We start from the raw sequence: 20,961 nt of genomic DNA on the forward strand, positions 1-20,961 counted from the left end.
TACTGTAATGATTTTGGCTTTATTATAAGTGATCATCCGAACATGATATAACAAATGGGCGATCTGGCATGAATCCCTATCGTCTTTCGCAGTTTTCTGATTCTCAGAACTGGATTGCAGCAGGCATGACTCCCGCAGTCGCCAGCACTTATTTGGGAGCAATTGGCGCTAGTCTCAACAGCCCTAATGTGGTACTCGATTTGACTATTCCCAGAAACTATAATTATCAGCGAGAACTTCTAGATGCACCAGTTTCGGACTTTCTTGCGGGCAAGATTAGCCGGGATGAAGCTATGGTGATGATTACCCAAGAATGGGAGACTCTCACAAATGAAATGGGACGAGATTCTCAAAAAGCATTCTACCGAAAGAGTTTAGGATTGGATCGTTAAGTTTAGGAGATAATAAGTTATACCATGTCCGGATAAGAGCGTGATAAAAACACTTCTTTCTCCTGGTACATTCTTTTCTCCTGTCTCCTGTCTCCTGTCTCCTGACTCCTCCCTAATTATTTATAACTATTCAACCGGACATGATATTATGTATTGGAATCTTAGTAGCAAACTGGTTATCGCTTATTCTGGATTGATTGCTTTAACAGCGGGCGCACTCTCAATCACAATCTATTGGCAACTGCGGATATCGCAGCAAGTAGCACTGCAAGACCGCCTCTTGGGAATAACCAGCTTGGCCGCTCGTCAAATTGATAGTGATTATCACGCTTTAATCAATGATCCCGAAGATGTTGGTACAGCTTACTATACTGTTAATCAACTACGACTTAAGGAAATTCAAGCGTCCGATCCAGATATCGTTCGCCTTTATACCCTGCGTTTTCGAGATGGACGTTACACAGTTGTTTTAAATTATGCACCAGATTCTCAATATCTTCAGCAAGCGCTTGCCAAGTTTGGAGATGTGCCACAGAATTTGCCACCACGCTTACAGCAGAATACAGAAATCCAGGCTCCAATTACCGAAAATGCTATTCGCCCCAATAGTGTAGGACAATTTGTCTTATACGGTTATGCCCCGATTAAAAGTCAATTGGGGCGTTACGATGGCATTCTTGTAATTGAGATGGATGCTACTACTGTGACTCAGAGTGCAGTTGGAACCTTAGCTGTTGCGGGAGGAATTTTCTTAGTTGTTTTGCTAGTTTCCTTACCGTTAGTTTGGTGGCTTGCCCAATCAGTAGTGGTACGACCAACTTTACATCTAAATCAGGTTGCCCGCCGTTTGGCTGAGGGAAAATGGGATGAAGCCCTACCCAGAAATCGACAGGATGAGTTGGGGCAGTTAGCAGACTCATTTAGGCACATGGCTGTACAGCTACAAGGCTCGTTTAAAGAATTGCAAGACTACTCTCAAAACCTAGAGCAAAAAGTAGAGGAGCGGACTCAAGAATTATCAGAGTCGCAACAATTGCTTAATTTGGTTATCAATAATATTCCCCAATCTATATTTTGGAAAGATCGAGAAAATTTTTATCTGGGGTGCAACCAGAGCTTTGCCTCCGTGGCTGGCATGACACGTCAGGAAATTGTAGGGAAAAATGACTATGAAATGCCATGGAGTAGGGAAGAAGCAGACTTTTATATCCAGTGCGATCAACAAGTGATGGATTCAGGAAAACCGGAATTGGGAATTGTCGAACCGATAACACAAGGGGATGGCAAACAAGGCTGGTTGGAAACGAGTAAAGTTCCACTCTATGATATTAAGGGTAGAGTGATAGGAATTATTGGTATTTTTCAAGATATTACCCGTTACAAAGAAGCAGAAGCAGCTGCCCAGCAAGCCAACCAAGCCAAAAGTGCTTTCATTGCCAACATGAGCCACGAGTTACGCTCTCCGTTAAATGCCATTCTCGGCTTCACCCAAATTCTGACTCGTTCCCAAACCCTGCCCAAGGAGCATCTTGAAAATGTCAGTATCATCAGTCGTAGTGGCGAACACCTTTTAACTTTAATTAACAACGTCCTCGATCTTTCTAAAATTGAAGCCGGACGTATTACTCTCAATCAGAAAAACTTTGACCTCCATCGCTTGCTCAATGATATTGAAGATATGCTGTACCTCAAAGCTGAGGAAAAAGGCTTACAACTTATAGTTGAGCATACTAACGAAGTTCCTCAATACATTTGCACCGATGAACTAAAATTACGTCAAGTTTTAATTAATATTATTAATAACGCGATTAAATTTACTTCACAAGGAGGAATTTCTCTGAGAGTTGGTCAAAAATATCCTCCATCTAATCCTACCAGAATTATTTTTGAAGTTGAAGATACTGGAGCTGGAATTGCAGCAGAAGAACTAGACAAACTTTTTGAAGCCTTCACTCAAACTGAAACAGGAAAACAAGCTCAAGAAGGAACAGGGTTAGGATTACCAATTTCTCGCAAATTTGTCCAACTCATGGGAGGAGATATTCATGTTACATCCCAAGTTAACAAGGGAACAATTTTTACATTTGAAATAGAAGCCACCATTGTTACAGAAAGTGAGGTGGTTGAGAGGCAAATTCCCCAACGTCGTATTATTGCCCTAGAACCCAATCAACCCAGATTTAGGATTTTAATAGTAGATGATAAACCTCTCAATCGTCAATTATTAATTAAACTCCTTTCTCCTTTAGGATTTGAACTTAAACAAGCAGTAAATGGTCAAGAAGCAATAGAAATATGGGATGATTGGCAACCGCAGTTAATTTGGATGGATATGCGGATGCCAGTGATGGATGGATATGAAGCCACAAAACAGATCAAAGCCACAACGAAAGGACAAGCAACAGCAATAATTGCTCTGACAGCCAGCGTATTGGAAGAAGAAAAAGTAGTAGTTTTATCGGCAGGGTGCGATGATTTTATGAGAAAGCCATTTCGCGAAGCAGATATATTTAATAAAATGGCAGAATATTTAGGAGTGCGCTATGTGTATGAGGAAAGTGAGATTAAACCGAAAGAAAAGGAAGAAACTGTTGCATCTATTGAACAGAAAATCAGGGTATTATCTGAAGAATTAAAAAAGCAACTAAAAGATGGTTTGCTGACAGGAAATTTACCAGAACTTGCTAACACAATTGCCAAAATAAGTAAATCAGATAATTCTCTAGCTGAAGCGATACAAAAATATTGTGATGGCTTTGAATATGAGAAAATTTTGAATTGGTTGAGTGATTAAAGAAGTAGTCAGCAATTAGCACTCAGCAATCAGTCAGACAATTTGAGGCTAAAAATGTTAAAATTCTTATATAATCAAAAGAATATTTAATAGTAATTTATGAGTTCATCGGTAATCCATTCAGAGCATGGCAATATTTTAGTTGTAGATGATACCCCTGCTAATTTACGACTTTTAATACGTTGATTATCAAAAAAGGGTTATACTGTTCGTCCAGTTCCCAGTGGAACAGTTGCTCTCGAAGGCATTCATCTTGATTATCCCGAGAAGTTAATTGTTATCCAGGACAATTAAATCAAGTATTTATGAATTTAATTGCTAATGCTATTGATGCTTTAGAAGAAAGTAATTCTGGTAAAACTTTTGAAGAGATAAAATTAGCACCTAACCAGATTAGTATTACCACAGAAATTGACAATACTAAACAACAAATAATTATCAGGATTAGAGATAATGGCATGGGAATGAGTGAGTCGGTGAAAAAGAAAATATTCAGTCATTTATTTACTACAAAAGGAGTAGGAAAAGTAACAGGATTAGGTTTATCAATTTCTCGAAAAATTGTAGTTGAAAAACATGGAGGTAAAATTACTTGTAATTCAGAATTAGGAATAGGAACTGAGTTTATAATTAGTTTACCAAATTATTGAAGTAGCACTCAGCAAGAGTACACTTCAGCAGTCAGCATTTTCAAGGTGTATAATGGGGGTTTTAATCGTCCATAAATAAAAGGTACACCACTAATCTCCTGTCACACTTTTATCTGAATTCTTAGCAGGAATTGTAAATTACTTCACACATCACAGATAATATATCCATGAGTCCTCCTAACTTAGAAAGTCCATTCCGCCAGTACTTAAAATCATTGATAATCTTATTTAGGCGGCGATCGCTCCCTCAGACTACTGAGGGAAATTTGCTTGCTCGTCGCTCCATTGGCTCTCGTCTGTTGGTCTATATTTTCAGTGGTGCATTTTTGAGCCTCAATGGTATGGCTTATGTTTTTTATGAAATTCTAGAAAGTCGTGCCAAAGCAGATATCCAAGGACAATTGAGCAGACAGGTAACCGCAATTGAGGGAGAAATGACCCAAGCCGAACAGACTATGCGAGACTTGGCGGTCACGACTAAAACCCTTCATGAGTTAGGCATACAAGATCCGAATGTCTATCAAAAATTGGTATTGGGTCTTTTTCAGCAACGTTCTAACTTGACAATGGCTCTTGGCTTTGGTCAAGCTCCTTTTGCGATAGTAGGCGATCGCAAAAGCTATTGGCCTTATTTTTTTATCGATCAAAATACCCCCGATCAAATTGGTCAACCCCTACCGTCTCCCTACAAGCACATTCGCTTTGTAGATGTCTGCGATGTAGATGACTGTTTTAATCAAGACTATTGGACATTGCCGACAGCATTGACTGAACCAAAAACCCTCTGGCTTGAGCCGTATCAATGGTCAGAGATTACTATGACCACAGTATCAACCCCAATTTTTAGCACTCAAAACAAGCTTTTAGGGATGGTCGGTCTGGACATGAATGTGACGGCCCTGAGTGAAAGGGTTCAAGCTCCAAAAAGTTGGGGCAGCGGTTATTTTGCAATTTTAAGTGCAGCAGGCAATTTATTGGCTTATCCCCCTGAGCCAGCAAAAGCTAGAGCCTTAGCAACCTATGAAGACTTCCCCATACTCAAGGGGGCGTGGGAGAAAATAAGTGATGAACCCCAAGGCTTGTTTGTCAGCAAACGCCACTATTGGGCTTATCAAAGGATCAAAGGAACAAATTGGGTCATGTTAGCAGTAGTTCCCCAATCAGTCATTTTAATGCCAGTATTGGTCATCACCATCTCTTCGGTATTGGGGGCAGGAACGATACAGGATTTGGTTGTGATGGCATTTGTACGACGCTTAAACGATCGCCTAAAGCCGATTTTGCAGGAATGCCATACCGTTATTCATTCAAAAGATTTTGAAGTAGCTGGGGAAACCCAACTTGAAATCCCAAGTAATGCTGACGAACTTGATGTCCTCAATAGCTCTTTTGCCCAAATGACAGCTCGACTAAGAGTGGCGTTTGAAGAGTTAGAAAAGCGTGTGCAAGAACGAACTCATCAACTCGAAGTCGCTAAAGACAAAGCCGAAGTTGCCAACGAAGCCAAGAGCTCCTTCATTGCCAACATGAGCCATGAATTGCGCTCTCCTTTAAACGCCATCCTCGGCTTTGCCCAAATTATGACTCATTCCCAAACCTTGCCCAAGGAGCATCTTGAAAATATCAGTATTATTAGTCGCAGTGGCGAACACCTTCTAACTTTAATTAACAATGTCCTGGATCTTTCTAAAATTGAAGCCGGACGTATTACTCTCAATCAGAAAAACTTTGACCTCCATCGCTTGCTCAATGATATTGAAGATATGCTGTACCTCAAAGCTGAGGAAAAAGGCTTACAACTTATAGTTGAGCATACTAACGAAGTTCCTCAATACATTTGCACCGATGAACTAAAATTACGTCAAGTTTTAATTAATATTATTAATAACGCGATTAAATTTACTTCACAAGGAGGAATTTCTCTGAGAGTTGGTCAAAAATATCCTCCATCTAATCCTACCAGAATTATTTTTGAAGTTGAAGATACTGGAGCTGGAATTGCAGCAGAAGAACTAGACAAACTTTTTGAAGCCTTCACTCAAACTGAAACAGGAAAACAAGCTCAAGAAGGAACAGGGTTAGGATTACCAATTTCTCGCAAATTTGTCCAACTCATGGGAGGAGATATTCATGTTACATCCCAAGTTAACAAGGGAACAATTTTTACATTTGAAATAGAAGCCACCATTGTTACAGAAAGTGAGGTGGTTGAGAGGCAAATTCCCCAACGTCGTATTATTGCCCTAGAACCCAATCAACCCAGATTTAGGATTTTAATAGTAGATGATAAACCTCTCAATCGTCAATTATTAATTAAACTCCTTTCTCCTTTAGGATTTGAACTTAAACAAGCAGTAAATGGTCAAGAAGCAATAGAAATATGGGATGATTGGCAACCGCAGTTAATTTGGATGGATATGCGGATGCCAGTGATGGATGGATATGAAGCCACAAAACAGATCAAAGCCACAACGAAAGGACAAGCAACAGCAATAATTGCTCTGACAGCCAGCGTATTGGAAGAAGAAAAAGTAGTAGTTTTATCGGCAGGGTGCGATGATTTTATGAGAAAGCCATTTCGCGAAGCAGATATATTTAATAAAATGGCAGAATATTTAGGAGTGCGCTATGTGTATGAGGAAAGTGAGATTAAACCGAAAGAAAAGGAAGAAACTGTTGCATCTATTGAACAGAAAATCAGGGTATTATCTGAAGAATTAAAAAAGCAACTAAAAGATGGTTTGCTGACAGGAAATTTACCAGAACTTGCTAACACAATTGCCAAAATAAGTAAATCAGATAATTCTCTAGCTGAAGCGATACAAAAATATTGTGATGGCTTTGAATATGAGAAAATTTTGAATTGGTTGAGTGATTAAAGAAGTAGTAATTATCATCTTTTTTCTGAACACAGAACCAGACTTTTGATGGATAGCTAAGGTAATTTTAATTATGCCTCATTACTAACTTAGATTTAGGAGCTGCTCAAACAGGTAAATGTTAAACTGATTATAATACAATCATAACAACATTAAATAGTAACTTATGAGTTTTTCGCCAATAAATTTAGACCATGGTAATATTTTAGTTATAGATGATACCCCTGCTAATTTACAATTGTTAATGGGTTTATTATCACAAAAGGGTTATACTGTTCGTCCGATTCCCAGTGGAAAACTTGCTCTTCAAGGCATTCATCTTGATTATCCCCATCTGATTTTACTTGATATTCAAATGCCTGATATGGATGGCTATGAGGTATGTAAGCATTTAAAAGCTGATATTCGCACTCAAGATATTCCTGTTATTTTTATTAGTGCCCTTGATGATGTTTTTGATAAAATCAAAGCATTTGAAGTAGGGGGAATTGATTATATTACTAAACCTTTTCATGCCGAAGAGGTTTTTTCTCGTGTAAAAACTCATATTACTTTATATCAACTCCAGAAACAATTGCAAGAAAAAACTATATATCAAGAACAGGAAATCCTGAAGAAAAATATAATTTTAGAACAAATGATTGAAAGTTTGGAAGTTGTCAATCAAGAATTAGAAGAACGTTTAGAGCAACTAAAAAAAGCACAATTGCAATTAGTTCAAAGTGAAAAAATGGCATCTATTGGTCAGTTGGTTTCTGGTATTGCCCACGAAATTAATAATCCTGTGGGGTTTATTGAAGGTAATTTACATCACGCCACCGAATATATTCAGGATTTAATGGATTTATTGCAGCTTTATCAACAAGGCATTGATTGGAATAGTCAAACAACTCAAGAGAAAATTGGGGAGATAGAATTAGATTATTTATTGACAGATTTACCAGAATTAATTAAGTCAATGAAAGAAGGAACAAAACGTATTGCCGAGATTAGTAAATCAATGCGTACTTTCTCTCGTGCCGATACAATAGCGAAAGTTCCATTTAATATCCATGATGGCATAGATAGCACCTTATTAATTCTCAGACACCGACTCAAAGCTAATGAACTTCGCCCAGAAATAAAAGTAGTAAAAAACTATGGAAATTTGCTACAAATTAACTGTTATCCAGGACAGCTAAATCAAGTGTTTATGAATTTAATTGCTAATGCTATTGATACTTTAGAAGAAAGTAGTTTAGAGGAAACTTTGGCCAAAATTAAGGAAGCACCAAATCAGATTACTATTACTACAGAAATTGACAAAGAAAAACAGCAGACAATTATCCGAGTTAGAGATAATGGCAAGGGAATCTCTGAGGAAGTAAAAGAGAAAATATTCGAGCATTTATTTACTACAAAAGGAGTAGGAAAAGGAACAGGTTTAGGTTTATCAATTTCTCGACAAATTGTAGAAGAAAAACATGGAGGTAAAATTACTTGTACTTCAGAATTAGGAATAGGAACTGAATTTGCAATTAGTTTACCAAATTATTAATAATTAGCTCGAATCCAGTAACAATAGTCAAATAGTTACTAAATTGGCAATAATAAAAAATAATTGATAAAATATTTAAATAAAATTAATAAGCATAGCTATGAACTTAACTATGACATCCTTAACGGATTATGAAATATTTGATTTAATACATGAGAGCGAGCGCACTGTTATTTATCGTGGAGTGACTAAAGCAGATGCTCAACCAGTGGTAATTAAACTGATGCGCAATGGCTTTCCTTCTTTTAATGAATTAGTCCAGTTTCGCAACCAATACATCATTGCTAGCAATCTCTCTGTAGAAGGTATTATCAAACCATTAGCTCTGTTAAATTATCAGAATGGCTATGCCTTAATTATGCCAGACTTTGGTGGTATTTCTTTAGCTCAATATTATCAAAATTTGTCACCCCATGAAGCCAAAGACATCTGCCAATTTTTAGACATAGGAATTCAAATAGCAGAAATTCTCTATCAATTACACCAAAACCGAATTATTCATAAAGATATTAAACCAGCAAATATACTAATTAATCCTCAAACTAAGCAAGTAAAAATTATTGACTTTAGTATTTCTAGCTTACTGCCAAAAGAAACTCAAACTATTCAAACACCCAATGTCTTAGAAGGAACTTTAGCCTATATTTCCCCAGAGCAAACCGGTAGGATGAATCGAGGAATAGATTATCGCAGTGACTTTTACTCGTTGGGTGTCACGTTTTTTGAAATGTTAAATGGAGTCTTACCATTTGAAACTACTGACCCCATGGAATTAGTGCATTGTCATTTGGCGAAGATGCCAATACTGGGCAGTAGGGAGCGGGGAGTAGGGAGTAGGGAAGGGGGAACAAAAATACCCCAAATGCTCGTCGATATTGTAATGAAGTTGATGGCGAAAAATGCGGAAGATAGGTATCAGAGCGCTTTGGGTTTAAAATATGACTTGGAAAAATGCCTACAGGAATGGCAGGAGAAAGGAGAAATAGAGTATTTTGATTTGGGAGAGGGGGATATCAGCGATCGCTTTATTATACCAGAAAAATTATACGGCAGGGAAGCAGAAGTTGAGGAGTTATTAGCAGCATTTGTTCGCGTAGTGTCTCCCCAGGAGAAACGAGTAGCATCGGGAAAAAGTGAGCTAATGTTAGTGGCAGGTTTCTCTGGGATTGGAAAAACTGCCGTTGTCAACGAAGTTCACAAACCCATTGTCAGGCAAAGGGGTTATTTTATCAAAGGAAAATTTGACCAATTTAATCGCAATATTCCCTTCTCTGCCTTAGTGCAATGTCTGCGAGATTTAATGGGGCAAATATTGAGTGAAAGTAATGCTCAACTACAGCAATGGAAAAACAAAATCTTGGCAGCAGTGGGGGAAAATGGACAAGTAATTGTTGAAGTTATTCCAGAGTTAGAAAAAATTATTGGTAAGCAACCTGATGTACCAGAATTATCAGGCAGTGCTGCCCAGAATCGTTTTAATTTGCTGTTTAGTAAGTTTATTCAAGTTTTCACAACAAAAGAGCATCCATTAGTAATATTCTTAGATGATTTACAGTGGGCAGACTCAGCTTCTCTGAATTTAATAAAACTGTTGATGAGTGAAGGGTCTAATTCCTATTTGCTGACGATCGGGGCATATCGGGATAATGAGGTATTTCCAGCTCATCCGTTAATGTTAACCTTGGATGAGATGAAGAAAGCACAAGCCACGATTAACACTATTACTTTAACGCCTTTATCGGAGGATAATATTAATCATTTAGTGTCGGATACCCTCAACTGTGATGTGCAAGTGGCGAAACCCTTAACAAAGTTGGTGTATCAGAAGACTAAGGGAAATCCGTTTTTTACAACTCAGTTTTTGTTGGGTTTGTATGGGGATGAAATGATTCAGTTTAATCAGGAAGTAGGGCATTGGGAATGCGATCTTGCTGAGGTAAAGCAACGTGCGCTTACAGATGATGTAGTGGAGTTTATGGCCGGGAGGTTGCAGAAGTTACCAGAGGAGACTCAAGAGGTGTTAAAACTGGCGGCTTGTATTGGTAATCAGTTTGATTTAAAAACTTTGGCGATTGTTTCTCAACAATCAGAAACGGAAACTTCCACAGCTTTGTGGAGAGCATTGCAGTTAGGATTTATATTACCCCAAAGCGAAGTTTATAAATTTTATTTTGGTCAGGAGCAACAGCAACAATTTAGTGTAGCAGGAATTTCGGGGCTTGTTAACTATAAGTTTTTGCATGACCGAGTTCAACAAGCTGCTTACTCTCTAATTTTGGAAGAAGACAAACAAGCAACTCACGTTAAAATTGGTCAGTTTTTGTTGAGTCAAACATCTCCTCAAGAGCAAGAAGAGAAGCTATTTACTATTGTAGGTCAGCTAAATATAGGTTGCGAGCTATTATCTACTGAGGCTGAACGTAGTCATCTGGCTATGCTGAATTTACAAGCAGGGCAAAAAGCCAAACTATCCACAGCTTATGGTGCTGCAATTGACTATCTAAGTATTGCCCGTCAGCTAATGCCATCAAACAGTTGGGAAAAAGACTATACTCTCACACTAGAAATTTTTGTAGAAGCACTAGAAGCAGAGTATCTCAATACAAACTTTGATCAAGTAGAAAGCCTGGCAGAAAATATTTTGGAGCATACCAGAACGCTGCTGGATGCTATCAAAGTCTATGAGGTAAAAATTCGAGCTTGGATCGGTCGTGGCGATCAACATCAAGCATTAGAGACTGGATTATATGTGCTTAAACTACTTAATATTTCCTTACTCGAAGAGAAACCTAATTCTGTAGCAGATGTGGCTGGACTAATTGATTCTCCCGAAATGGAAGATCCATACAAGCTAGCAGCTATGTCTATTATGTCTTACATTGTTACGCCAGCATGGGCTGTTAGTCCAGATGACTTTCGTCATGTTACCTTTACAATGGTCGATTTGTCTATGAAATATGGTAACTGTGCTGCATCATCATTTGGTTATGTTTGGTACGGTACATTATTATGCGAAGCACTGGGAAATATTGATGAAGGCTATGAGTTTGGGCGATTATCCGTAGCATTGCTTGACCGCTTCAATGCTCGCGAATTCCATTCCAAGGTGTTGGTACTCTACGCAAGCTGCATTGGGTTTTGGAAAGAACACGTTAAAGAATTTCTCTCCGTTCATCTTGAGGGGTTGCAAAGTGGTTTAGAAACGGGGGATTTTGAATTTGCCTGCTACGGAGCTGCTGAGTATTCCCAATATTTATTTTTAGTCGGCTTGCCCTTGGAGCAAGTTAAAAATGAATCTCAGCAAAAGCTTTCCCTAATTCAACACCTAAAACAGAGCTTTCATGTGGATTACCTCGCTCCTTGGCTGCAAGGGGCACTCAATTTGATGGGTGAAAGTGAGTCGGTTACAACTTTGAGTGGACCAATTTACAATGAAGAAGATCGTCTACAAGTATTAGTTGAACAGAAGCAGTTAACTACAGTTTTTGTTACTTATTTTGTGAAGAGCGTTTTAAGCTATCTTTTTGGGGATGCAGCTAAAGCAGTTAAAGATGGTCAGATCGCACGGGATAATAGTGCAGGTGTTGCTGGAACTTTGTTTATTCCTGCGGAATTGTTTTATTCATCATTAGCTCGAATTGCCTATTTAGAAAAAATCGATCCATACCAACAAAAATTAGAACGACAGAATGTTAATGAGTGCCTTGCTAAATTAAAGCATTGGGCAAACTATGCGCCAATGAACTACCAACATAAATGTGATTTGTTAGAAGCAGAATTAGCAAAACATGATAGCTTATTTGTAGTCGCTATGGAACTGTATGATAAAGCGATCGCCGGAGCCAAAGAAAATGAATACATCCAAGAAGAAGCCCTTGCTAACGAACTCGCTGCCAAATTCTACCTTGACTGGGGCAAAGACAAAATTGCCTGTATCTATATGCAAGAAGGCTATTACTGTTATTCCCGTTGGGGAGCCAAAGCCAAAACCGACGACTTAGAAAAACGCTACCCAAACTTACTCAGTCCGATATTAGAGCAGGCAGCCAAAACCCTCAATCCCTTTGAAACACTATCAAATCTTACCCAAGAGAGTATTTCAATTCATAATTCCATCAATTCCCCTAGTACCAATATCAATAGCACTATTGATTTTGCTGCTTTACTCAAAGCCCATCAAACCCTTTCAGGAACTATTGAGTTTAATGAATTGCTGCGCCAACTGACTCAAATTATCTTACAAAATTCTGGGGGCGATCGTTGTGCCTTAATCCTTCCTGATGAAAATGGAGAATGGCAAGTACGAGCGATCGCCACACCCAAGGAGATACAAATATGCGAGCAACTACTTAATAACGATGGAAATTTTCCCGTCAAACTAATTCAGTATATTAAAAACACCCAGGAAATAGTGATCATTGATGACTTAGAGACTGATTTGCCGGTGGTAGGTGATTATCTTAAGCAACATCAACCTAAGAGTGTTTTGGCCTTACCAATGCTGAACCAAGGTCGTTGCATCGCCACGATATTCCTAGAAAATCACCTCACCAGTGGGGTATTTACAGGCGATCGCATCCTGCTCCTCAACTTTCTCTGCACCCAAGCCGCAATTTCTATTCAAAATTCTTTGCTTTATAAAGAGTTGGAGTATTCCCTCCTCAAAGCTCAAAAAACTTCCCAGGAACTGGTAGAAACTCTAGCTGTTTCTAAAGGACAACAAGAAATTTTGGCACTCATTGCCCAAGGATTACCTCTAACTCAAATCTTGGAAAAAATAGCCCTATATATTGAAAGTCAGAGTCGCCATGCCGCTTATTGTTCTTTCTTGTTCCTTGACGCCGGAGATCAGCTCCGCAATCTCGCCTCTCCTAGTTTGCCAGCCGACTACTGTGCTTTGATTGATGGCGTTGCAATTGGCCCAGAGGTTGGCTCTTGTGGAAGAGCTGCCTATTACAAGGCATCCGTCACTGTGACCGATATTGCTACCGATCCCCTGTGGGCTAATTTACAGGTTGCTTTAGATTTTGGCCTATGTGCCTGCGCGTCTACACCAATTTTAGGTGGAAAAGGGCAAGTGCTAGCAACCCTGGCCATGTACCAACCTGAACCCAGTGAATTCACCCTGCATGATCGCCAGTTAATGGAGGCTGCTACCTACCTGGCACGCATTGCTATTGAACGACACCAAGATGATATTGAGCTACAGCAACTCAATCTGCAAATGATCCAAGGAGAGAAAATGGCAACTCTAGGCAATTTAGTCGCGGGTGTCGCCCATGAAGTCAACAACCCTATTGGCTTCCTCAACGGCAGCGTCACAAATGCCAAAGACTATGTGCAAGATCTATTTGAGCATCTAGAAACCTATCAATCCCAACAACCTCCAAATGAGGTGGTGCAAGAAAGTGCTGAAGAGATTGAACTAGAATTTATCCGGGAAGATTTGCCTAAGCTACTGGAGTCAATGCAAAATGCAACCAATCGCATCAAAAGAATCAGCACCAGCCTCCGTACATTTTCCCGTGCTGATACAGAACATAAAGTCAGCGCCAATTTGCATGAAGGACTCAATAGCACCCTGTTAATTCTGAAATATCGACTCAAAGCGAATGAGAAACGTCCGGGAATTGAAGTGTTTCAAAACTATGGTGATTTGCCTGATATCAAATGTTTTCCCGGACAACTTAACCAAGTATTTATGAATATTCTGGCGAATGCCATTGATATGTTTGATGAAGTTGCTCAACAAATGACTTTCGAGGATTTGAAGAGTAATCCTCAGAAAATTACAATTCAAACTGCGAATTTAGCTGAACAAAATGCGGTTGAGATTCAGATTTTAGATAATGGCAAAGGGATACCAGATGAAGTAAAATCTAAGATATTTGATCATTTATTTACTACGAAGGAAGTAGGAAAAGGAACTGGATTGGGACTGGCGATCGCCAAGCAAATTATTCAAGAAAAACATCAAGGTGCAATTGATTGTATTTCAGAATTTGGTAAAGGCACAAAATTTATCATTACTTTACCCTTAAGTTAAGTCTAATAAGTAGGTGAGCATAAATAAAGGTAATATAAAATACGTTAATGTTTGCTACCAAAGATTTATAGGGAGATGGGGGGATGGGGATATTTGTATATTTGCACAATTTTTTGTATTTCATATTAGAAGCTTTATCTGATGCTTTATTTGTAGCATAATTTTTCGTATTTCATATAAAATATAAAAGTACCTAAAAATCTGAAATTGCTAACAATGGCTTCCTCTGTAAAAATTCGTCTAACTTCTGATATCATGTCCGATGGTATCGTTTGTGTAAACCCAAGTGTGAATATTTACAGGAAATTTAAGTTTTTTCAGGCTTTTAAGCCTTCTCTCCTAAATAACTAAAACCTTCTTCCTTCTTCCTTCTTCCTTCTTCCTTCTTCCTTCTTCCTTACCCTTACCTTACAACAATACCGATGCTACCGGACATAATCTGACCTACTATCCTACTAAAGAAAGTGTAGCAAACATTGATCAAATTGGTATTATTCAGGACTGTCTATGTTAATTTTTGCTAATTATATGATTTCTATCTAATTGATAAGCTTTACCCAATTTAGCATCAAACGCCCAAGCTGAAATTTTCCACTGACCTTTTGGTAAAAGTTTACCAGCAATTGTTTCCTCCCAAGCTGCATTCAAATATGCAGGATTATTAAATAGTTGAACTAAACTTTCTCTCGGAGTTTGAGCAGACATTAAAATATCAAATATAATCCAATCATCTGCTTGATTTTTATATGTTAAAATAATCGCATCAGCAGGTTCATTACGGTCTGGTAAAAATGCCCAACCATTGACAAAATACCAATTATTTAAAGGCATAATTCCATCTAAAGAACCATAGTTTTTATCTTTATCTTTTTTAGCAGCTATCGCTTCAATATTCTCACTGATAACTAAGCCAGGTTTCAACATTCCGAGGTTATTAAGTTGATTGGCTAAATATTTAACATAATTATAACTACTTAAAACATTTTCTTCCACACAAGACTTATTTTCGATGATATTAATAAATGACAAACAAGTTTTTCCTGTCATTCTTAATTCATATCTAGTCTGAATTTCTTTAACACTATAAGTCAATGATTGCCAATGTAAGATAAGTAATCCCAATATAGCAACTACAATAGTAATTTTCTGGAGCCATACTTGGGATTTTTGTAGATATTTTTGACTAGAAATATGGCTAAATACTATGGGTAACAAGTGAATAATAACAACTATTAGATAGATAGAAAATGTTGTATATTTTGAAGACAAAGCAGTTTCAATTCCAAACTCTACTCTGCCAATAGAAGTTATTAAAGCACTTACTATTGAATAGAAACCAATCATTATCCAACCGATCATTCTCTTTAATAGAGAATAATCCTGAATATTTTTGATTAGGTAAAGGCATAAACATAAAAATATTCCTATTTCTAATCCCCCAATAAATACCGAAGAAATCAGAGGAGATATTTGATAACCAGAACCCAAGGGAGAACCAAGAAACCCTAAGAAAAATTGTAAAGTTTGTTCTGGATTCTGAAAAGCTGGTATGATGCTAGGGCTAACTTCTGGTTTACGATAATCATAAAAATAGATAATTATATTAGTAACAAAAACTGCTATCCAACTGAAGAATAACCATTTTTGTTTTAGTAAATCTGACCTTGATTTTGCTGAAACTAATGTTAGTACAGGTAAAATAATTACCCAAGCTATCATGCCATTAGAATAAGAAAAGGTACTGATGATGCAAAGGAGGGTACAAATTAAGAATTTATATCTAATATTTAGATGAGAATAAATAACTGAAATTGCAGTAGTAATACAAACAATAGGCATGAAAACTACCAATTGAATTCCCCAAAACCAGTTATCATATTGAATGGCAGAAAATATCAGAATATTTCCTAAAAAAGCTATGAGTAAAGTTGGGAAGATATTAAGTTTTACGGTTAATCTATTGAGGCGGTAAATATTCACAGAAACCAGACAAGCCAACAAAAATATTGCTAGCATTTCATATCTCACATCCCAGTTAGTTAAATATGCTAGCCCGAGAAAAATTAATCGTGGAAATAGCTTTCTACTTTCATTATGTTGAGCAATTAAGTCTTGCCATGACAAAGAATTTTGGGAGATTTTTATAAATAGTTGAGGCATGAGATTCCATTGATCCCAATAGGGAATATTAACGCTGTACGTCAGAATTAATATTCCCATCAAAACTGCTGGCAGTATTACTAAACTTATGGATATAAAATTTAAAATAGAAAAGTTCTTGTTTAGTATTTTTTTTGCAGTGGAATTAATATCTTTTATTTTTATTATCTGGGTAAAATTCATTTTTTAAATTAATGTCTGAAGGCTGTTTGCGCAGCATTCTATAGGAAATACTTACAAATTAATTTTCTTCTTCAAAGCCAATTTTTTGATTGATAATATAGTAAGGTCTTTGCCGAACTTCATCATAAATTCTACCGATATATTCTCCAATAATTCCTAAAGAAAGCAATTGGACTCCTCCCATAAAGAATGTAGTAGTTAAACCATAAGCCCAAGAGAGAAATTCTCGCCCTAAAATAAATTTAACGTAAAGACCAATTAAGCCAATAATAAAAGATACAATTGCAGATACTAAACCTAGAATAGTTGCCATTTTTAGAGGAATTGTTGAAAAAGAAAATATCCCATCAAAAGCAAGCTTAAATAATTTAGAAACTGACACTTTAGGCTCACCTCTATATCGAGGACCGCGTTCTACATAAACTCCTATTTGTTTAAATCCAGCATAAGCTCTTAATCCACTTAAATATTTATTCCGTTCTGGCATTTGCCGTAAAGTTAGAATAACTTTTCTATCCATTAATGAAAAAATTCCTGCATCCATAGGAGTTACAATTCCTGACAACCTTCTTTGGATGTAATAAAAACTTTTAAATGCTAATCGTTTTAACCATTTTTCTTTGCGATTTTTTCTAATTGCATAAACCACATCATATCCCTGTTGCCAAAGTCGTGAAAAACTGATAATTGCTTCAGGAGAATCTTGTAAATCTCCATCCATCAGAATAACTGCTTTGCCATTAGCATGATCTATTCCAGCAGATAAAGCACATTGATGACCGAAGTTTCGGGAAAAGCTAATAATTTTTACTTCTTGATTTTTATGAATTATTTCTTTTAGCAATTCAAAAGAATTATCTACACTCCCATCATTGATAAAAATTACTTCACTACTGCCATCAAGTCTGTCTAAAACATCTGATAATCTTCGCCAGAGTTCAGGGATAATTTCTGATTCGTTGAAAATGGGAATTACTACAGAATAATCAATATTTTTCATAATCATATAAGATAGTCTTTATTAACTAAATATTCTAACTTTAATATCTCCAGGAATTTCTATACCGCAGCGTAGGGGTTTGGAGACCAAACCCTTACATCTGATAATCTGCTCCAGAGTTTAGGGACAATTTATGATTCATTGAAAATCGGAATAATATTATGTTCGGTTAAATAGTTATTATAATTAAAGTTTGTAGTAGGGCTTCAGCCCGAACTGTAGATAGGGCTGAAGCCCTACTACAAACAAAAACTTTATTATTAAGTGATTATCCGCAATTCGTAGCTCCCTCGGAGGGGGCACATGATATAACTACAGAATAATCAATATTTTTCATAATTATATAAGATAGTCTTTATCAACCAAATATTCAAGCTTTAATATCTCCAGGCATTTCTATATTGTAGTAGGGCTTCGATCGCCAAACCCTTACAGATTCAATATTGAATATTCAATCTCCCCATCACTCCATCACTTTGTGAGCCTTATAAGGCTAAAAATTATTCTTAACTATTTGAGTTTTGTTCAATAAAAAAGCTTTGCCACTGTCGGTATCAAAAGCCCAAGCTTTAAGTTTAACTGTTCCTTGGGGAATTTCTTCAACAGTAAAAGACTTTTGCCAACCTGAATCTAAATAATCTGAATTATCAAAATATTCTCTGACACTCGGTCTCGGCATCCTCTGATTAATTAACTTAAATATTGTTGCTTCTCCTTCGGCATTTTCATAAGTCAAAATTACTCCATCAGCAACTTCACCTCTTTCTGGTAATATTGCCCAACCATTAGCAATATAAGTCTGATTATCAATTTGATTGACTGTATCAAAATAACCATAAACTAAATCCGAGTTTAGCTCTTCTGCAATATCTTGAATATTTTTCCTCTTAACTAATCCTGGTTGTAAAAAACCTAATTCATCTAAAATATTAGCAGTTTTTATCAACGGTTCAGGACTTCTTTTCATTACCAAACATTCATCTTTATGGATAACATTTATCATCAATAAACAAGCTTTACTTTGCAGCAAGATAACTCGGCGATCGCTCATCCTATCTAAAGCATTAATCGCAGTATTAATATGTAAAACTAATAAAATACTAATAAGTAATAAGGAATTATATCTAATTAACTTTTTCCGAGTATTATTTTGAGTCGTTACTTGTAAAAAAATAGCCAGTAGATAAATCAAAGATACCATCAAATATAAAGAAAAAGCTGTATATCTTGGAGCTAAAGCTTGGCTAACACCAAAACCAACTCTACCTACAGCAGTTACAGCTCCACTAATAATTGCATAAACTCCAATTATTAGCCAAACAATGAGTCGATGTAATAACAAAAAATCTGTTTTAACTAATCGAAAAAGTTGCCAACATATAAACACCCACAAACTAAATACCAAAACTCCGATTATTGTTGCCACAGTTAAATTTTCAAATGCTAAAGGAGCGCCTAAAAAAGTTAGGAAATAATGAAATGTATCAACTGGATGACTTATCGCTGATAAGAAACTCGGATGTTTATCTGGTTTTTGATAATTATAGAAATATACAACTAAATTGGCGATAAAACCAAATAAACCACCCAAAATTATCCAAATATTTTTAGTGAAAATTTCCTGCCATTTTCCAGAGGCTAAAATTGTTAATCCGGGAAAAACTAATACCCAAGTCAACATTCCATTGGCATAAGAAAAAGTGCTAACTGTACAAAGGCAAAAACAAATTATCAACTTTGTTTTTAAACTCAATTTTTTTTGAGCAATAACTAAACATCCAGTTAAACAAGCAATAGGAATATAAACTACAACCTGAATTCCCCAAAGCCAATTTTCATATTGGGCGGGAGAAAAAATTAGTAGGTTAGAAATTGCTAAGAGAAAAAGTGTAGTAATGAAATTATTTTTTAAAGTTAATCGACTTAACCAATAGACATTCAGAGAAACAATGCAAGTCAACAAAAATATTACTAACATTTCATATCTGACATCCCAATTTGTCAAATAAGCTAAACCGATAAAAATTAGCCTGGGAAAAAATTTTCTACTTTCATGAAACTGAGAAAATAAGTCACTAAAAGAAAGATTACCAGCGTAAATTTTTTCAAACATAATTGCCAGAGGCCATTGGTCAGAAAAAGGAAAATTTACACTATATTTAAGGATACAAATTCCCATGAATAAAACTGGCAAAAAAATCAGACAGAAAATCGGAACTTGTTGGCGGTTTACTTGCTGCATGGAGTAGAGATTTTTTTTCTTAAGGTAAAGAAAGGACGACAGAGATGTATAATACCATTTCTCAAAAATTTTCTACATTTTTATAAGCCGAGGAGCAACAGAGTAGGGTAGAGGTCATTTCAGTTATCAGCCTTTTCAGTTATCAGTTATCAGTACCTCTGGCTTAACCCAGAGGCTTGAAATAATGAAATTTATTCTTTTCATCCCCTTAAAAAGGCAGGCTTTAGACCTGTTTTTTTGGTAAAATATGAATAATATCAAGTCCGTTACTATAGTTAGGATATAAAATTAAGATAACAATGGAAAAAACCTTCTGCCTTCTGCTTGCCTAAAATATTCGTAGGGGTTCGTTCTCCAAACCCATTCAACCGGACATGATATAATTAACAATAACTGGCTAATGATTAGTAAGAAGGTTATTGAATCCTGTTAATTACTTAATAATTGAAGTCTCAATTAAATATAGCATTTTAATGGGATACAATTATCGCAGGCAAGATTGCCCGCACTACAAATTTATAGTCTCTAAGATAGCTAATTATCGCGATCGCGTCAGCGAAACATAGTTTTATCGCCTCAGCGTAACGGAGTTTTATCGCGCACCTGCTTTAGCAACTCCACTACATCCTTATGACCTTCTGAATTTGCCCAGACTAAGGCCGTCCATTTATTGTTGTCTTTTGCCCTAATGTCTGCTCCTCTCTCTAGTAGAGTTTGCACTACAGTAATATGACCACTACCAGCAGCACTCATCAAAGCAGTCAAGCCAAAATTAGTAGCAACATTAACGTCAGCACCAGCATCTAACAACAATTGCAAAATTTCCTGATTGCCACTAGCAGCAGCACTCATCAAAGGGAGCCAACCATCATTATCATTGCCATTGATATCTGCACCAGCAGCCAATAATTTTTTTACTATCTCTACATGGCCAGTTTCAGCAGCAGCAATTAAAGCAGTGTAACCCTCTGAGTCTCTGGCATTAACATCCACATCTCCACTCAGCAAAGTTTCAACTTGAGCAACATCTCCAACTTTAACAGCATCTATTAATTCTGTCATTCAATTTTCTCCTATA

Annotated in this window: 9 protein-coding genes and 1 pseudogene; 6 read left to right on the plus strand and 4 right to left on the minus strand. The window is 36.7% G+C overall.

Translation table 11 applies throughout. From position 1 onward, the window contains the following. The first annotated feature begins 68 nt into the window (after window positions 1-68). The 6 genes and pseudogenes from ACP6PL_RS28420 (at window position 69) to ACP6PL_RS28445 (ending at window position 14,298) form a co-directional block, all read left to right on the plus strand. Complete coding sequence (locus ACP6PL_RS28420; protein WP_426548702.1) at window positions 69-392, plus strand: hypothetical protein; 324 nt, start codon at window positions 69-71, stop codon at window positions 390-392. Window positions 393-432: 40 nt separating this feature from the next. Continuing rightward, window positions 433-3,186, plus strand: a complete 2,754-nt coding sequence (locus ACP6PL_RS28425; protein WP_426548703.1) for an ATP-binding protein — start codon at window positions 433-435, stop codon at window positions 3,184-3,186. Between the two features lie 269 nt (window positions 3,187-3,455). Next, window positions 3,456-3,836: pseudogene (locus ACP6PL_RS28430) on the plus strand (sensor histidine kinase); the annotation flags it as partial. Between the two features lie 215 nt (window positions 3,837-4,051). After that, window positions 4,052-6,715, plus strand: coding sequence for an ATP-binding protein (locus ACP6PL_RS28435; protein ID WP_426548704.1), 2,664 nt, complete (start codon window positions 4,052-4,054; stop codon window positions 6,713-6,715). Window positions 6,716-6,881: 166 nt separating this feature from the next. Beyond that, window positions 6,882-8,252 (plus strand): hybrid sensor histidine kinase/response regulator, encoded by a 1,371-nt coding sequence (locus ACP6PL_RS28440; protein WP_426548705.1) that lies wholly within the window; start codon window positions 6,882-6,884, stop codon window positions 8,250-8,252. Between the two features lie 112 nt (window positions 8,253-8,364). Further along, window positions 8,365-14,298 carry an ATP-binding sensor histidine kinase gene (locus ACP6PL_RS28445; RefSeq protein ID WP_426548706.1) on the plus strand — a complete coding sequence of 1,978 codons (5,934 nt, stop codon included), beginning with the start codon at window positions 8,365-8,367 and terminating at the stop codon, window positions 14,296-14,298. Between the two features lie 510 nt (window positions 14,299-14,808). Here ACP6PL_RS28445 and ACP6PL_RS28450 read toward each other — a convergent pair. The 4 genes from ACP6PL_RS28450 to ACP6PL_RS28465 form a co-directional block, all read right to left on the minus strand. Continuing rightward, on the minus strand, window positions 14,809-16,458 hold the full coding sequence (locus tag ACP6PL_RS28450; RefSeq protein WP_426548707.1) for a hypothetical protein: 1,650 nt from the start codon (window positions 16,456-16,458) through the stop codon (window positions 14,809-14,811). 241 nt (window positions 16,459-16,699) lie between these two features. Further along, complete coding sequence (locus tag ACP6PL_RS28455; RefSeq protein WP_426548708.1) at window positions 16,700-17,641, minus strand: glycosyltransferase family 2 protein; 942 nt, start codon at window positions 17,639-17,641, stop codon at window positions 16,700-16,702. 493 nt (window positions 17,642-18,134) lie between these two features. Next, window positions 18,135-19,883, minus strand: coding sequence for a glycosyltransferase family protein (locus ACP6PL_RS28460; protein WP_426548709.1), 1,749 nt, complete (start codon window positions 19,881-19,883; stop codon window positions 18,135-18,137). Between the two features lie 576 nt (window positions 19,884-20,459). Then, the gene (locus ACP6PL_RS28465; RefSeq protein ID WP_426548710.1) at window positions 20,460-20,945 is read right to left on the minus strand and encodes an ankyrin repeat domain-containing protein; all 486 of its coding nucleotides are present in this window, start codon (window positions 20,943-20,945) and stop codon (window positions 20,460-20,462) included. Window positions 20,946-20,961 lie beyond the last annotated feature (16 nt).

Source organism: Dapis purpurea BLCC-M126 (assembly GCF_050015975.1).
Taxonomy (GTDB): Bacteria; Cyanobacteriota; Cyanobacteriia; order Cyanobacteriales; family Microcoleaceae; genus Trichodesmium.

Excerpts from the sequence above, each read along its gene's own strand:
- ACP6PL_RS28420 (WP_426548702.1), top strand. The coding sequence starts at position 69 with ATGAATCCCTATCGTCTTTCGCAGTTTTCTGATTCTCAGAACTGGATT.
- ACP6PL_RS28440 (WP_426548705.1), top strand. The coding sequence starts at position 6,882 with ATGAGTTTTTCGCCAATAAATTTAGACCATGGTAATATTTTAGTTATA.
- ACP6PL_RS28445 (WP_426548706.1), top strand. The coding sequence starts at position 8,365 with ATGACATCCTTAACGGATTATGAAATATTTGATTTAATACATGAGAGC.
- ACP6PL_RS28450 (WP_426548707.1), bottom strand. The coding sequence starts at position 16,458 with ATGCCTCAACTATTTATAAAAATCTCCCAAAATTCTTTGTCATGGCAA.
- ACP6PL_RS28455 (WP_426548708.1), bottom strand. The coding sequence starts at position 17,641 with ATGAAAAATATTGATTATTCTGTAGTAATTCCCATTTTCAACGAATCA.
- ACP6PL_RS28460 (WP_426548709.1), bottom strand. The coding sequence starts at position 19,883 with ATGCAGCAAGTAAACCGCCAACAAGTTCCGATTTTCTGTCTGATTTTT.
- ACP6PL_RS28465 (WP_426548710.1), bottom strand. The coding sequence starts at position 20,945 with ATGACAGAATTAATAGATGCTGTTAAAGTTGGAGATGTTGCTCAAGTT.